Consider the following 15,622-nt stretch of genomic DNA (forward strand, 5'->3'; position numbering starts at 1 on the left):
ATTACCAGTCCGAGAGTCGCTGGTCGGTGCCGCGCGGGCCCATGTGGACCTCACCGGAGGAGGAGATGTCGGGGTGCCAGTCGAAGACGACCGCGTCGTCCCGGGCGCCGATCATGACGGTGGCGCCCTCCTCGGCGCCCGCCTTGCGCAGCGCGTCCTCCACACCGAGCCGGTTCAGCCGGTCGGCGAGGTAGCCGACGGCCTCCTCGTTCTGGAAGTCGGTCTGGCGCACCCAGCGGACCGGCTTCGTCCCGGTGACCAGATACTGGTTGTCGCCCAGCGTCTTGACCTCGAACTCCGGTCCCGCGACCGGGGTCGGGCGCAACACCAGCCGGGTCGGCTCCTGCTCGGGCTGGGCGGCGCGGTGCGCGGCGACCATCTCGGCCATCGCGAACGACAACTCCTTCAGCCCGATGTGGGCCGCGGCCGAGACCTCGAAGACGCGCAGGCCGCGCGCCTCGAACTCGGGGCGGACGAGCTCGGCCAGGTCCTTGCCGTCGGGGACGTCCACCTTGTTGAGCACCACGATGCGGGGCCTGTCCCGCAGCGGCACCACGCCTTCCCCGGCGAGCAGCTCGTCGTAGGCCGCGAGCTCACGCTCGATGATCTCGAAGTCGGTGATCGGGTCGCGGTTCGGCTCCAGGGTGGCGCAGTCCAGGACGTGCGCCAGCGTCGAGGAGCGCTCGATGTGCCGCAGGAACTCCAGGCCCAGGCCCTTGCCCTGGCTGGCGCCCTCGATCAGGCCGGGCACGTCGGCGACGGTGAAGACGTTCTCGCCCGCGCTGACCACGCCCAGGTTGGGGATCAACGTGGTGAACGGATAGTCGGCGATCTTGGGCTTGGCGGCGGAGAGGGCCGCGATCAGCGAGGACTTGCCGGCGCTGGGGAAGCCCACCAGCGCGATGTCCGCGACGGTCTTGAGCTCCAGCACCACGTCGAGCTCGTCGCCGGGCTCGCCCAGCAGGGCGAAACCGGGCGCCTTGCGCTTGGCCGAGGCCAGGGCCGCGTTGCCCAGGCCCCCCTGCCCGCCCCGCGCCGCGATGTAGCGGGTGCCCTCGCCGACCAGGTCGGCCAGGACCTCGCCGTCCTTGGTCTTCACGACCGTGCCGTTCGGCACCTTGAGCAGGACGTCCTCGCCGTTGGCGCCGTTGCGCAGGGCTCCGGCGCCGGGCTTGCCGTTGCCCGCCTTGCGGTGCGGGCGGCGGTGGTAGTCCAGCAGGCTGGAGGTGTTGGAGTCGACCTCCAGGATCACGTCTCCGCCCTTGCCCCCGTTCGCTCCGTCCGGGCCGCCGAGCGGCTTGAACTTCTCGCGGTGCACGGAGGCACAACCGTGCCCGCCGTTACCCGCCGCGATGTGCAGGACGACCCGGTCCACGAAGTCAGCCACTGTGCGCTCCTGTATCAGCCGGGGTGGGGCTTCCCGAGCGGAAAGCCATCCGGACGAAGATCTGCCGGACAAAAGACAAGGGCGGACCAGTGCAGGTCCGCCCTCGGTACAACCAGTCGCCCGTGCGGATTACTCCGCGGCCGGGACGATGCTCACGGCACGACGGCCGCGGTAACGGCCGAACTCGACGGTGCCGGCGACGAGCGCGAACAGCGTGTCGTCACGGCCGATGCCGACGTTGAGACCGGGGTGGTGGTGGGTGCCGCGCTGGCGGATGATGATCTCGCCGGCCTGCACGGCCTGACCACCGTAGCGCTTGACTCCGAGGCGCTTGGCGTTGGAGTCGCGACCGTTACGGCTGGACGATGCGCCCTTCTTGTGTGCCATTTCAGGGACTCCTTACTTCGCGGAGATGCCGGTGATCTTGACCTGGGTGTAGGGCTGACGGTGGCCCTGGCGACGCTTGTACCCGGTCTTGTTGCGGTAGTGCATGATGTTGATCTTGGGGCCCTTGACCGCGCCGAGCACCTCGGCGCTGATCGTGAACTTGGCCAGCTCGTCGGCGGCGGAGACGACCTTCTCGCCGTCGACGACCAGCACCGCCGGGAAGGTGACGGTGGCGCCGACCTCGGCCCCCAGCTTGTCGACGTTCAGGACGTCGCCCTCGGCGACCTTCTCCTGGCGTCCACCCGCACGGACAATCGCGTACACAGCGATACCTTTCGCTTGTTTCTTCCAGAGCCCCTGCGTGAGGGCCTATCCCGGCTGAAGCCCGGACGGCACACCGCGAAGAACGACCGAAGCCGACTTCCGGTGCTCTCTGCTCGCCTCGGATGAGGCACGCGCCCCTGTCGGAGGCGAATCGGGGCGTGCTGGAACACGCCCGCCGTTCAGACTACCGGAGCCCCGCGGAGAAAGGCGAATCGGTCGCCCCCGCGGGATCCTCCCGGAAGACGACCGGCCGGAGGAACGTCGTTCCTCCGGCCGGGTTCGCCTCGTCAGCCCTCGGGCCCGGACGGGACCTACTCGGTGACCTCGGCCTTGGCCGCCTCGATCTTCTCGGCGCGGGTGGGGCGGCGGGTGCGGCGGCGCTTGGGAGCCGACTCCTCCGGCTCTCCCGACTCCTGCTCCGCGGCCTCGACCGTGAGCTGCTCGGCCCCCTGTTCGGCGGGCTCGGCCGGCTCGACGGCCGCCTCGGGGTCGGCCAGGTCTCCGTTGCCCACCACGGCCTCCACACGGACGGTCTCGCCGCCCTCGAGGGTGAGGGCGACGGTGCCGATGTCCTCGAACTCCTCGGGCGGCGGACCGGCCGGGCGGGTACGGCGGGCACGGCGCGGCTTGGCCGGCTGGGGCTCGACGGCGGGCAGCTCGGCGACGGAGACGACGACCGGCGGCTCCTTCTCCACGGTCTCCTCGGCGGGCCTGGCCTGCTCGACCTCCTGCCGGGAGAGCTTGGCCTCGACGACCCGCTCGATCTCGCCCTTGCGCTTGCGCTTGCGACCGCTCTGGACGGCCTCGGGCTTGCCCTCGTCCACCGGCGTGAGCTGGACGTGGATGCCCCGCCCGTTGCAGCACTCGCAGATCTCGGAGAAGACCTCCAGCAGGCCGCTGCCGACGCGCTTGCGGGTCATCTGCACCAGGCCGAGGCTGGTGACCTCGGCGACCTGGTGCTTGGTGCGGTCGCGGGCCAGGCACTCCAGCAGGCGGCGCAGCACCAGGTCCCGGTTGGACTCCAGCACCATGTCGATGAAGTCGACCACGATGATGCCGCCGAGGTCGCGCAGCCGCAGCTGGCGGACGATCTCCTCGGCCGCCTCCAGGTTGTTGCGGGTGACGGTCTCCTCGAGGTTGCCGCCCTGCCCGGTGAACTTCCCGGTGTTGACGTCGACGACGGTCATCGCCTCGGTGCGGTCGATGACCAGCGATCCGCCGGACGGCAGCCACACCTTGCGCTCCAGCGCCTTGGCCAGCTGCTCGTCGATCCGGTAGTGCGAGAAGACGTCGCTCCCGCCGTCCCACTTCTCGGTCCGGTCCGCCAGGTGCGGGGCGACCCCGTCCACGTAGTCCTGGACCTGGTCCCAGATCCCGTCGCCGGACACGACCAGCTTGACGAAGTCCTCGTTGAAGATGTCGCGGATGACCCGGACCGTCATGTCCGGCTCACCGTGCAGCAGCGACGGCGCGGTGGCCGTCTTCATCTGCTTCTGGATCTGCTCCCACTGGGCCGCCAGCCGGTTGACGTCGCCGGCCAGCTCCTCCTCCGAGGCGCCCTCGGCCGCGGTGCGGACGATGACGCCCGCGTTCTCCGGCATGATCCGGCGCAGGATCGACTTGAGCCGGGAGCGCTCGGCGTCCGGGAGCTTGCGGCTGATGCCGGTCATCGAACCGTCCGGCACGTACACCAGGTAGCGGCCGGGCAGCGAGACCTGGCTGGTCAGCCGGGCGCCCTTGTGGCCCAGCGGGTCCTTGGTGACCTGCACCAGCACCGACTGGCCGGACTTGAGCGCCGACTCGATCCGCCGCGGCTGGCCCACCAGGCCCGCCACGTCCCAGTTGACCTCGCCCGCGTACAGCACGGCGTTGCGGCCCTTGCCGATGTCGACGAACGCCGCCTCCATCGACGGCAGGACGTTCTGGACCTTGCCCAGGTACACGTTGCCGACGTAGGACTGGTGGCTGGCCCTGTCCACGTAGTGCTCGACGAGGACGCCGTCCTCCAGCACCCCGATCTGGGTGCGCTCGCCCTGCTGCCGCACCACCATGACCCTCTCGACCGACTCGCGCCGGGCCAGGAACTCGGCCTCGGTGATGATCGGCGGGCGGCGGCGGCCGTGCTCACGGCCCTCACGGCGGCGCTGCTTCTTGGCCTCCAGCCGGGTGGAGCCCCGCACCGCCTGGACCTCGTCCTCGATCCGGGTGATCCGGGGCGTGCGCACCCGCACCACGGTGTTCGGCGGGTCGTCGGGGTGCGGCTCGTCCTCCCCGCCCCCCGAACGGCGGCGGCGACGGCGACGGCGACGGCTGGAGGACAGGCCCTCCTCGGACTCGGCGCCTTCCTCGGCCTCCTCCTCGGACTCGCCCTCCTCCTCGGCGGGCTCTTCCTGCACGGCTCCGGCGGGCTTCGCGGCCTCGGCGCCCTTCTCGGGCTCGGCGGACTCGCCGATCTCCTCGGCGCCCTCGTCCTCACCGGACTCGTCCCGGCCGCGGCCCCTGCCCCGGCCGCCCCTGCGGCGCCGACGACGGGTGGGCCGCTCGAGGTCCTCGGTCTCGTCCTCTTCCCCCGCCTCGGGTTCCTCGGCCTCCTCGGCCTCCTCCTCCACGGGCGGCTGCCCGGCGGACGGAACGGGCTTGGGCTCGATCACCGTGGGCGGCTGGAACACCACCATCGGCGGCTGGAACAGCACGTCCGGGGCCCCTGCGGGCTCGGGCTCGGGCTCGGTCTCGGCGGCGGGCGCGACCTCCACCGGCGGGGCGAAGGGAGTGGCGAACGGCTGGGCGAAAGCGGCGGCGAACGGATCGGCGACCAGCGGCGCGGGCTGCTCGGCGGAGGCCGCGGCCTCGTCCCGGTCGGCCTCGACGGCCGGCTCGGCCTTGCGGACGGTCCGCCTGCGGGTCCTCTTCGGCTCCACGACCGCGGGCTCCACGGCCTCCACGGCCGGCTCCGTGACCTCCGCGGCCTTGACGGGCTCCGCGGTCGGCGGCTCGGCCTCGGCGGTCTCCGGCGCGGCCTCAGCGGCTTCCGGGGACTCGGCGGGCTTGCGCCTGCGGGTCCTGGTGCGCTTCACGGGCTCCAGCGCCGCGGCGGCCTCCAGCACGGCCTCGGCCTCGCCGGTCACCTCGGCCAGGTCCTCGACCGGCTCGGCGAGCTCGGTGTCGGGGCCGAGTTCGGCGGCCTCCTCCGCGTCGATCTCCTCCGGCGGCGGTCCGGCGGGCCGGGCGGCACGCCGCTCGTTGCGCACCGTCACCACGGCCGGCGGCTCGGCGGGGCCGGCCTCGACGACGGGCACGGCGGCGGGCCGGGGCTCACTCACCGTGATCACCGCCGGCACCTCTTCGTCCTCCGGCGGAGGCCCGGCCGGACGCGCGGCACGCCGCTCGCTCCGCACCGGCGCCACGGCCGGAGCGGACTCCTCGTCCTCCTCGGTCTCTCCGGCCTCCGAGGACTCCTGGACCTGCGGGGTCGCCGGGACCGCCGACGCGGGGACCGTGATCACCGCGGGAACGGCCTCGTCCTCGGTCTCGGGCGGCGGGCCCGCGGGCCGTGCCGCCTTGCGGCGGCCGGGGGCCTTGGCCCGGGTGCCGGCGGTCTCCTCCGTCACATCTGCGTTGGGTTCGTTCTCGTTGTCGAGCATTCGGGCAGTCTCCCGTCAGGCTCCCGGGCAGCACCGAGGACGCCCGCGGCACTGCCGTGGGCGGGGCTCAAAGTGCGCCGCACAGGAGCTCTCCGTTCTGTCGGCGTCGTGGCCAGGCCACGACGAAGTCTTCAGAGCCGTTCCGGCTCACGAGGGTGTGCCCGACCGTCCCTGGGAGCCGCCGCCCGTGCGAGGGCGGCGGATCCTGGTCAGGCACCGACGGCGTCCGGCCCGGTGCCCGCTCCGGCCATGACCTCCGGGTCACGGTCGGGATCGAGCGGGTCCGCGATCATCCCGTGCTCGTCCAGCGGCCCCTGCGCCAGCCGCGTCACCAGGGGTGGTGACGGCGGCGCCAGGTCGGCCACCTGACGAAGCCCGGTGAGGACGTCGTCCGGTCGTACGGCGGGTGTGGCGTGCCTTACGACCATGCGCAAAATCGCACCGGGACCGGCGTCCGAAGGCTCGACCGTCAGCGCGACCACCGCGCTCCTCGTGTCGAACCTGCGCCGTCCCTTTTTGGTGAGGCGTTCCACCTCGATCAATTCGGAGCCGAGAAAGGCGGCTACGGCCGAAGCGGCGGTGTCCGAGGGGACACCGTCCAGCCGCAGGAGCCACTCGGACGCCTCGAGGCGGTCGGCCAAAGCCGTGCCCGCCCGGGCCGGCACGACGTCGATGACGTCGATGCCGTCGGGGAGCGCCGCGTCGAGGTCTGCTCGCACCCGCTCAGGGTCGCGGATCTCGGTGAGCCCGATCTCAAGGTATTCCGCCTCGCTGGCCGTCCCTGTGGCCGCCGCACCCGAGTAAGAGATCTTCGGGTGCGGAGTGAATCCGGCACTGAACGCGACAGGGATCCCGGCGCGCCTCACTGCGCGTTCCACGGCCCGGGAGATGTCACGGTGGCTGGTGAACCTGAGGCGGCCGCGCTTGGCATAGCGGACCCGCAGCTTCTGGATCACCGGGGCCGGTGCTGGACCGTCCGGCATGGGGGCCAGTGCTCTGTCCTTCCTACTAAGGTCTCTGTCAGCGGTCCGGGGACCGCTGTCCGAGCAAGTATCTGCCCCTAGGGTACGGTGCGCGCGACCCAGCTGAGGCCAGCGCGGCGCTCCCCCCGGCCCGCAGCCCTTGTCAGACAGTGTTTACGCGGTTCAACGTCGATGCCGCCCGCTGTGTGTCCGACGCCGACCGAACCCCGTTCGCTTCGTCTGCCCTTCCCTCGGGGGAAGATCCTCAACCGTTCACCACGGTCAGCGGAAGCAGTTTCTTACCCGTGGGACCGATCTGGATCTCCGTTCCCATGGACGGGCAGACACCGCAGTCGTAGCACGGCGTCCAGCGGCAGTCCTCGACCTCGGCGCCGTCCTCCACGGCGTCCCGCCAGTCCTGCCACAGCCACTCGCGGTCGAGCCCGGCGTCCAGGTGGTCCCAGGGCAGGACCTCGACCTCCTCGCGCTCCCGGGTGGTGTACCAGTCCAGGTCGACCACCTGGTCGGCGAAGACCTCCTCGGCCTTGGCCGTCCAGCGGTCGTAGGAGAAGTACTCCGACCAGCCGTCGAACCGGCCGCCGTCCTCCCAGACCTTCTGGATCACCGCGCCGACCCGGCGGTCGCCGCGCGAGAGCATCCCCTCGATGATCGAGGGCTTGCCGTCGTGGTAGCGCAGGCCGATGGCCCGCCCGTACCGCTTGTCCTGGCGCAGTTCGTCGCGCAGGGCGCGCAGCCGCCGGTCGACGGTCTCGTGGTCGGCCTGGGCCGCCCACTGGAACGGGGTGTGCGGCTTGGGCACGAATCCGCCGATGGACACGGTGCAGCGGATGTCGCGGCTGCCGGTGGCGTCGCGGCCCGCCTGGATGACCCGCCGGGCCATGTCGGCGATCTCCATGACGTCCTCGTCCTCCTCGGTGGGCAGCCCGCACATGAAGTAGAGCTTGACCTGGCGCCAGCCGTTCTCGTAGGCGGTGGTGACGGTGCGGATGAGGTCGTCCTCCGACACCATCTTGTTGATCACCTTGCGCATGCGCTCGGAGCCGCCCTCGGGGGCGAACGTCAGCCCGGAGCGCCGCCCGTTGCGTGAGAACTCGTTGGCCAGGGTGATGTTGAAGGCGTCCACGCGGGTGGACGGCAGCGACAGCGAGGTCTGGGTGCCCTCGTACTGGTCGGCCAGGCCCTTGGCGATGTCGCCGATCTCGCTGTGGTCGGCCGACGACAACGACAGCAGGCCGACCTCGTTGAAGCCGGACGCCTTGAGGCCCTGCCGCACCATGTCGCCGACGGTGGTGATCGACCGCTCGCGCACCGGACGGGTGATCATGCCGGCCTGGCAGAACCGGCAGCCGCGCGTGCAGCCGCGGAAGATCTCCACCGAGAAGCGCTCGTGCACCGTCTCGGCCAGGGGGACCAGCGGCTGCTTGGGGTAGGGCCAGGCGTCGAGGTCCATCACGGTGTGCTTGACGATCTGCCACGGCACGCCCGGACGGTTGGGCGCGACCCGCTGGATGCGCCCGTCGGGCAGGTAGGAGACGTCGTAGAACTTGGGCACGTAGACCCCGCCGGACACCGCCAGGCGGTGCAGCAGGCCGTCGCGGCCCTCCGGGCGGCCCTCGCGCTTCCACTCCCGGATCACCTCGGTGATCTTCAGCACGATCTCCTCGCCGTCGCCCAGCACAGCGGCGTCGACGAAGTCGGCGATCGGCTCGGGGTTGAAGGCCGCGTGCCCGCCCGCCAGGACGATCGGGTCCTCTTCGCGCCGGTCGACGGCGTGCAGGGGCATCTGGGCCAGGTCCAGCGCGGTGAGCAGGTTGGTGTAGCCCAACTCGGTGGAGAAGGAGACGCCCAGGATGTCGAACGCGCCGACGGGCCGGTGCCCGTCCACGGTGAACTGCGGGATCTTGTGCTCCCGCATGATCGCCTCGAGGTCGGGCCAGACCGAGTAGGTGCGCTCGGCCAGCACCCCCTCGCGCTCGTTCAGCACCTCGTAGAGGATCTGGACGCCCTGGTTGGGCAGGCCGACCTCGTAGGCGTCCGGGTACATCAACGCCCAGCGCACCTCGGCGGAGTCCCAGTCCTTGACCTGGGAGTTCAGTTCTCCGCCGACGTACTGGATCGGCTTCTGCACCGACGGCAGCAGCGGTTCCAGCCGGGGGAACACCGACTCAACAGGCATGTCATACCTTCCGGGTGGCTTGCGGGATCTGCATCCCAGGTCAAACCCTCAGCGTACCGCCGCTCACAGGCTCCTGCCCCGGGCGTGCACTCCCTGGAGCAGGCCGAAGGCGATCATCGTGGCGAACGTGGCGGAACCGCCGTAGGAGACCAGGGGCAGCGGCAGTCCGGTGATGGGCATGATGCCGACGCACATGCCGATGTTCTCGAAGGTCTGGAAGCCCAGCCAGCACACCACCCCGGCCGCGACCAGGGTACCGAACTGGTCGCTGGCGTGGACGGCGATCCGCAGGCCCCGGTAGAGGATCACGCCGATCAGCACGACGATCAGCAGCGAGCCGAGGAAACCCAGCTCCTCCCCCGCCACGGTGAAGATGAAGTCGGTCTGCTGCTCGGGCACGAACTGGCCGGTGGTCTGCTCGCCCTGGAAGAGCCCCTTGCCCAGCAGTCCGCCGGAACCCACCGCGATCTTGGCCTGGTTGGCGTTGTACCCGGCGCCCCTGGGGTCGGCGGACGGGTCGATGAAGGCGGTGAACCGGGCGATCTGGTAGTCCTCCAGCAGCCCCAGCATCACGGCGGCGGCAGCGGTGGCGACTCCGGCCAGCACCAGTCCGAGGGTCCAGCGCTTGGCCACCCCGGAGATCGCCAGCATGCCCATCAGGATGGCGCACAGCACCATCGTGGTGCCCAGGTCGGGCTGGAGCATGATCAGCGCCGCGGGCACCCCGGCCAGCGCCAGCGCGACCAGGATGTCCTTGCGTCCGGGCCCGACCTCTCCGTCCCTGGGCTCGCCCAGGATCATCGCCAGCAGCACGACCAGCCCCACCTTGGCGAACTCCGACGGCTGCACCTGGAAGCCGCCGCCGATCACGATCCAGGAATGGGAGCCGTTGATCGTCTCGCCCAGGGGCGTCAGGACCGCGATGAGGCCGACGAGCGAGAGCCCGTAGAGGATCGGCGCGTAGGCGCGCAGCAACCGGTAGTCGAAGGACGCCACGACCACGTAGAGGATCGTCCCGATGCCCAGGTTGAGCAGGTGCTTCTTGAGGAACGCCTCGGGATCGCCGCGATGGCCGGCCCGGGTCGCCGAGTAGACCAGCAACGCGCTGATCACGGCCAGCACGATGACGGGCAGCACCAGCCCCCAGTCCAGCCTGCGCAGCACCGAGTCCCGGCGCACGACCCGGCCGGGCCAGGCCCTCCGTTCCCCCAAAGTGGTCATTGGCTCACCTTCGGCAGTCTGGCGGGCGGCTCGCCGTTCTCCAGGGCGGCGGGCTTGCCACCGAACCCGTAGATGGCCTCGTAGATCTTCCGGACGGCCGGGGCCGCGTAGCTACCGCCCGTCCCGGCGTCGGTGATCATGACGACCACCGCGTACCTGGAGTTCTTCGCCGGGGCGAAGGAGGCGAACCACGCGGTGTCCTTGTAGCCGTACGCCTCCGCGGTACCCGTCTTGCCCGCCACGTGCACCTTGTCCAGCGGGAAGCCGCTGAAGGCCCCCGCCGCGGTGCCCTCCTTCGTGACGGCGGCCAGCGCCTTGCGCATGTACTCGATGGTCTTCTTGTCCACCTGCAGCTTCACGCCCTCGGCCGGCTTGATCTCGCGCGCCACGGTGCCGTCCGGACGGACGAGGGCCTTGGCCACCTGCGGGACCACCAGGGTGCCGCCGTTGGCGATGGCCGCGTACGCGCGGGCCAGCTGCAGCGGGGTGACCAGCACGTTGCCCTGGCCGACCGAGAAGTTCGCGGCGTCGCCGGCGCGCCACATGTAGCCCTCGAGGCAGTTCTCCTTGGCGATGGCCGTCAGGTAGGCGGCGTGCGAGGAGTTCTTGATCTCGGGGTAGCCGGTCTTGGCGCGCTTGCAGTCGACGTCCTTGGTGCTCTCCCAGTAGCTCTGCTTCCAGGCCCGGTCGGGGATGCGTCCGGGGGTCTCGCCGGGCAGGTCGATCCCGGTCCTGGCGCCGAACCCGAACACCCGGGCCATATGGATCATGGGGTCCTTGGGGTTCTTCACAGGCTTGGTCGAACCGTCGCGGATCCACTGCTCGTAGGCGAACTTGTAGAAGATCGTGTCGCAGGAGACGACGATCGCCCGGTGCAGGTTCATCGGGGGGTAGCCCGTGCTCCGGAAGTTGGTGAACGCCCTGCTGCCCACGTTGTAGGAGCCTGGGCAGGGGTAGATGCCTTTCAGCGAATAGCCGTCGGCCACGGCGGCGGCCAGGGAGGAGATCTTGAAGGTCGAGCCGGGCGGGAACTGGCCGGCGATGGCCCGGGAGATCAGCGGCTCGCCCCGCTTGGGGCCCAGCAGCGCGTCGTACTCCTCCTGGGAGATGCCCCCGGTCCACACCTTCGGGTCGTAGGTCGGGTAGCTGGCCAGCGCGACGACCTTGCCGGTCTCGACCTCCAGGACGACGCCCGCGGCCGCCGGGTCGCCGCCCGCCTTCTTCACCGCCTTGATCTGCTCGGCGAGCGCGCCCTCCACCGCCGCCTGCACCTTGGCGTCCAGGTTGGTCACCAGGTGCGAGCCGGGGACCGCCTCGGTCTCCTCGGCGATGCCGGTGACTCTGCCGCGGCTGTCGACGTTCACCTTCCGAATGCCCGGATCACCGCGCAGGTCGGTGTCGTAGACGGCCTCCAGGCCGTCCCTGCCGATGAGGTCGACCCCGCTGTAGCCGGTGACCTTCAGGCCCTCGCGCTCGTCGAGCTCCTGCTGGGTGACCGGCTGGAGGTAGCCCAGCGTCTGCGCGGCGCTGGCCCCCTCCGGGCGCGGATACTCCCGGACGGCCTGGACCTGCGCGATGACGCCGTCGAAGTCCTCCGGCCGCTCCAGGATCTGCAGCCCCTCCTTGGCGCTCACCCTGTCGTCCACCGGGATCGGCTGGTAGGGCGAGCCGGGCCAGCAGGGGCGGGGCACCGTCGGCGAGCACAGCCTCGTCTTGAGCTCCAGCTGCTCGCGGGTGGTGCCCAGCACCTCGGCCAGCCGGGCGAGCACGGCCTTGCCCTGGTCCTTCTGCCGGGACAGCACCGTCTTGTCGACCGAGACGACCAGCGCGGTGCGGTTGCGGACCAGCGGACGGCCCATGTCGTCGAGGATCGACCCCCGGACGGCGGGGACGACGATGTCGCGGGTGCGGTTGTTGGCGGCGATGGTCTGGTACCGCTCGCCCTGCGCCACCTGGAGGACCCACATGCGGCCGACCAGCACCAGCAGCAGCGCCCCCACCATGACGTGGAGCACCAGGAGACGGGAGTGGCTGCGGGGGTTCACCGCTGCTGCCTGCCGAGCCTCGCGGCGTAGCCCGGAACGCTGAGCCCGCCGCGCGGCTCCAGCCGTTCGCTGCTGCGCGACACCCTCAGCACCGCCCAGACCACGAACGGGCTGGCCAGCACGTTGTAGAGGACGGCGAGCGGCACCATCCGCGAGACGATGGACCAGTCGGCGCGCGGATCGCCGAGCATCATCCCGACCAGCGCGTAGGCGAGGTTGCCCACCAGCGCGCCGACCGCGACCGCCATGAACGGCAGGATCTGCGAACGGTCCATCTCCGGGCTGGCCAGCCCCGCCAGGTAGCCGACGAGGCAGTACACCAGCGCGTACATGCCGATGGTGTGGTCGGCGGGCGGCACCAGGTCGGTGGCCAGTCCCGCGAGGAACCCGGAGACCATGCCCACCGTCTCGCCCTTGAACAGCGCCAGCGCCACCACGGTGAGCATGACGAAGTCGGGGGTCACCGAGCCGGGCAGCGGGAGCCTGTTGGCCACCGCGACCTGGAACAGGATCGCCACGATGATGATGAGGAAGGAGCGGAACGGCCCGCCCCTGACCTCTTCGACCGAGTTCAGCACGGCTAGCTCCCCGACGGGCTCGCAGAAGGCTTGGGCGGAAGGACTGCGTCGTGCGGGTCGCGCTGCGGTGGGGCGACCACCACGCCGACGACGTCCAGCCTGGTGAACATGACGTAGGGGCGGATCAGCGCGGTGCGGGTGAGGGAGCCCGGGGTCTTCTCGATCTTCTCCACCGTGCCGATCGGCACGCCCGGCACGTACGGGCGGTCGCCCTTCGAGCCGAGCGTCACCACCCTCTGGCCGACGGTCAGCGTCGCGTCGGCGGAGAAGAGCTGCAGTCGCAGCGGGGTGGCGCCGACGCCGAGGCCGCGCCTGCCCTCGCCCTTGATGACGCCGATCTCCTTGGAGTCCTCCAGCCTCGCGCCCACGGTGGAGGAGGCGTCGGTGGCCAGCAGGACCGTCGCGGTGGCGGGCCCGGCCTTGGTGACCCGGCCGACCAGCCCATCTCCGGTCATGACGGTCATCTCGGGTTTGACCCCGCTGAGGGTGCCGGCGTCGATGGTGACGGTGTCCTCGTAGCCCTGGCCGGCCGAGATGACGTTCGCCGCCACGATCTTGTAGCCGCCCAGCCCGGCACTGCCCAGCAGCCGCTCCAGCTGGGCGGCGCGGTCCTTGTCGATGGTGCCCGACCGGAGCTGCTCGCGCAGGCGCTGGTTCTCGCGCAGCAGGTCCTCGGCGCGCCGCCGTTGGCCGGGCGCGTCGCGCAGCGCGTCGAAGGTGTTGCCCACGGGGCGCACGACGCTGGAGGCGACCCGCTCCAGCGGGCCGAACACCGCCGCGCCCACGCCTCTCAGCCCGCGTAGCGGGGAGTTCTCCCCGCCCCGGTAGTCCACGGTGATCAAGACCAGTGAGATGACGAGCAGGAAGCCCAGCACCAGACGGGTCCGTCGGGTGTCTCGCATCAGTGACGCGGCTCGGGCACCAGGACCTGACGCAGCGACTCGAAGTCCTCGACGCACTTGCCGGTGCCCAGGACCACGGAGTCGAGCGGATTGTCGACCATGTGTATGGGCATGCCGGTCTCCTCGCGGACCCGCTCGTCCAGGCCCTTGAGCAGGGCGCCGCCTCCGGTGAGCGCGATGCCCCGGTCCATGATGTCGCCGGACAGCTCCGGCGGGCACTTGTCCAGGGTGGTCTTCACCGCGTCGACGATGGTGCTGACCGGCTCCTCGATGGCGCGGCGCACCTCCTCGGCGGAGATGACGACGGTCTTGGGCAGGCCGGAGACCAGGTCGCGGCCGCGGATCTCGGCGTTCGGCTCCTCGCCGTCGGCCGACGGGTAGGCGCTGCCGATGGCGATCTTGATCTCCTCCGCGGTGCGCTCGCCCAGCATGAGCGAGTACTCCTTCTTGGCGAAGGTGATGATGGCTTCGTCGAGCTCGTCCCCGCCGACCCGCACCGACTGGCTGGTGACGATGCCGCCGAGGGAGATGATGGCCACCTCGGTGGTGCCGCCTCCTATGTCCACGACCATGTTGCCGGTCGGCTCGTGCACCGGCAGGCCCGAACCGATCGCCGCGGCCATCGGCTCCTCGATGATGAAGACCCGGCGGGCCCCCGCCTGGTATCCGGCCTCCTTCACCGCGCGCTGCTCGACGCCGGTGATGCCCGAGGGCACCGCGACGACGATGCGCGGCTTGGCGAAGTGGCGGCGCTTGTGCACCTTCTGGATGAAGTAGCGCAGCATCCGCTCGGTGACCTCGAAGTCCGCGATGACGCCGTCCTTGAGCGGGCGGACCGCGACGATGTTGCCGGGCGTGCGCCCGATCATGCGCTTGGCGTCGATGCCCACCGCGACGATCTTGTTCGTGTGGGTGTTGATGGCGACCACCGAGGGCTCGTTCAACACGATCCCGCGCCCTCGGACATAAACGAGGGTGTTGGCGGTGCCCAGATCAACCGCCATATCACGACCGAGGAACGACAACTTGTTACCCATGGAGAAAAGGGGGCCCTTCCTGCTGGCGGTGTCACCAGAGATGACGATCGAAGCGGCGTGATTCATCGTAACGCGATATTCACCCCCGCGGCAGCCGCCAACGGGTCGCGCTTACGCGAAAATACGTCCGGCCGACGTTCAGTTTCCAGCAAAACGACTGCCGGTCTCCGAAAGACAGCCGCACCGCGCGCCGATCATACGGCGCGCGGTGCGGCTGTGGTGCCCTTACGGCTGGATCAGCCCTTCGTCAGGACCCCAGCTCCGGGAAGAAGATCTTGATCTCGCGGGCCGCGGACTCGGGCGAGTCCGAGCCGTGGACGATGTTCTCGCCGATCTCCAGGGCGAAGTCGCCGCGGATGGTGCCGGGACCGGCCTCGACCGGGTTGGTGGCGCCGGCCAGACCGCGGAAGGCCTTGATGGCGTGCGGGCCCTCGGCGACCAGGGCGACCAGCGGGCCGCCGGTGATGAAGTCGACGAGCTCGCCGAAGAACGGACGCTCCCGGTGCTCGGCGTAGTGCTCCTCGGCCACCTCGCGGCCCAGGGTGCGCAGCTCCAGCGCGACCAGCTTCAGGCCCTTGCGCTCGATGCGCGAGACGACCTCGCCGACGACGCCCTTGCGTACGCCATCGGGCTTGACCAGGATCAGAGTGCGCTCGGACACGGCTGTGCTCTCCAGTGAATTCGACTAGTTGAATGCCCTGAAGAGCCTATCTTCCCCGATCACGTCCCCGCGCCGTGTCATGAGGCCGAAGAGCGCTCCGAGCGTCGGCGCCGGCAGTCCGGCGGCCGTCAGCCAGGTCTGGAGGACCGAGCCGAGCGCCTCCAGACGGGCGGCGGCGCCGTCCGCGCCCCGCACCTCGTCCGCCTGGAGCGAGCCCGCGATCAGGTCGCCGCCGAGCGGTGCGGGAAGCACAGCGCGAGCGGCAGCCCGAGGCCCAGCG

Annotated in this window: 13 protein-coding genes; all 13 read right to left on the reverse strand. The window is 70.7% G+C overall.

The features are described 5' to 3' along the window. Position 1: 1 nt before the first annotated feature. Positions 2-1,387 (reverse strand): GTPase ObgE, encoded by a 1,386-nt coding sequence (obgE, locus tag ABGB12_RS00080; RefSeq protein ID WP_347673425.1) that lies wholly within the window; start codon positions 1,385-1,387, stop codon positions 2-4. Positions 1,388-1,516: 129 nt separating this feature from the next. Then, a complete protein-coding gene (gene rpmA / locus ABGB12_RS00085; RefSeq protein ID WP_347673427.1) occupies positions 1,517-1,774 on the reverse strand; it encodes a 50S ribosomal protein L27 in 258 nt (85 codons plus the stop codon). A 12-nt stretch (positions 1,775-1,786) separates the two neighbouring features. Beyond that, positions 1,787-2,098 (reverse strand): 50S ribosomal protein L21, encoded by a 312-nt coding sequence (gene rplU / locus ABGB12_RS00090; RefSeq protein WP_344247781.1) that lies wholly within the window; start codon positions 2,096-2,098, stop codon positions 1,787-1,789. 311 nt (positions 2,099-2,409) lie between these two features. Next, entirely contained in the window at positions 2,410-5,739 is a 3,330-nt protein-coding gene (locus ABGB12_RS00095; RefSeq protein WP_347673429.1) for an Rne/Rng family ribonuclease, read from the reverse strand. A 209-nt stretch (positions 5,740-5,948) separates the two neighbouring features. Next, entirely contained in the window at positions 5,949-6,722 is a 774-nt protein-coding gene (locus tag ABGB12_RS00100; RefSeq protein WP_347673430.1) for a TIGR03936 family radical SAM-associated protein, read from the reverse strand. A 244-nt stretch (positions 6,723-6,966) separates the two neighbouring features. Then, entirely contained in the window at positions 6,967-8,898 is a 1,932-nt protein-coding gene (locus tag ABGB12_RS00105) for a TIGR03960 family B12-binding radical SAM protein (RefSeq protein ID WP_347673431.1), read from the reverse strand. A gap of 63 nt (positions 8,899-8,961) precedes the next feature. Further along, positions 8,962-10,119, reverse strand: coding sequence for a rod shape-determining protein RodA (gene rodA, locus ABGB12_RS00110; protein ID WP_347673433.1), 1,158 nt, complete (start codon positions 10,117-10,119; stop codon positions 8,962-8,964). Beyond that, on the reverse strand, positions 10,116-12,164 hold the full coding sequence (gene mrdA, locus ABGB12_RS00115; protein ID WP_347673435.1) for a penicillin-binding protein 2: 2,049 nt from the start codon (positions 12,162-12,164) through the stop codon (positions 10,116-10,118). Before mrdA ends, rodA begins: the two co-directional genes overlap by 4 nt. Next, positions 12,161-12,742: a rod shape-determining protein MreD gene (gene mreD, locus ABGB12_RS00120; RefSeq protein ID WP_347673437.1), complete on the reverse strand. Its 582-nt coding sequence runs from the start codon at positions 12,740-12,742 to the stop codon at positions 12,161-12,163. Before mreD ends, mrdA begins: the two co-directional genes overlap by 4 nt. A gap of 2 nt (positions 12,743-12,744) precedes the next feature. Continuing rightward, positions 12,745-13,644: a rod shape-determining protein MreC gene (gene mreC, locus ABGB12_RS00125; RefSeq protein WP_347673439.1), complete on the reverse strand. Its 900-nt coding sequence runs from the start codon at positions 13,642-13,644 to the stop codon at positions 12,745-12,747. Then, complete coding sequence (locus tag ABGB12_RS00130) at positions 13,644-14,669, reverse strand: rod shape-determining protein (RefSeq protein WP_347674987.1); 1,026 nt, start codon at positions 14,667-14,669, stop codon at positions 13,644-13,646. Before ABGB12_RS00130 ends, mreC begins: the two co-directional genes overlap by 1 nt. Positions 14,670-14,928: 259 nt before the next feature. Then, positions 14,929-15,342, reverse strand: coding sequence for a nucleoside-diphosphate kinase (ndk, locus tag ABGB12_RS00135; protein ID WP_347673441.1), 414 nt, complete (start codon positions 15,340-15,342; stop codon positions 14,929-14,931). Positions 15,343-15,366: 24 nt separating this feature from the next. Then, complete coding sequence (locus ABGB12_RS00140) at positions 15,367-15,594, reverse strand: hypothetical protein (protein WP_347673443.1); 228 nt, start codon at positions 15,592-15,594, stop codon at positions 15,367-15,369. Positions 15,595-15,622 lie beyond the last annotated feature (28 nt).

The organism is Actinocorallia sp. B10E7, assembly GCF_039871655.1.
Taxonomy (GTDB): domain Bacteria; phylum Actinomycetota; class Actinomycetes; order Streptosporangiales; family Streptosporangiaceae; genus Actinocorallia.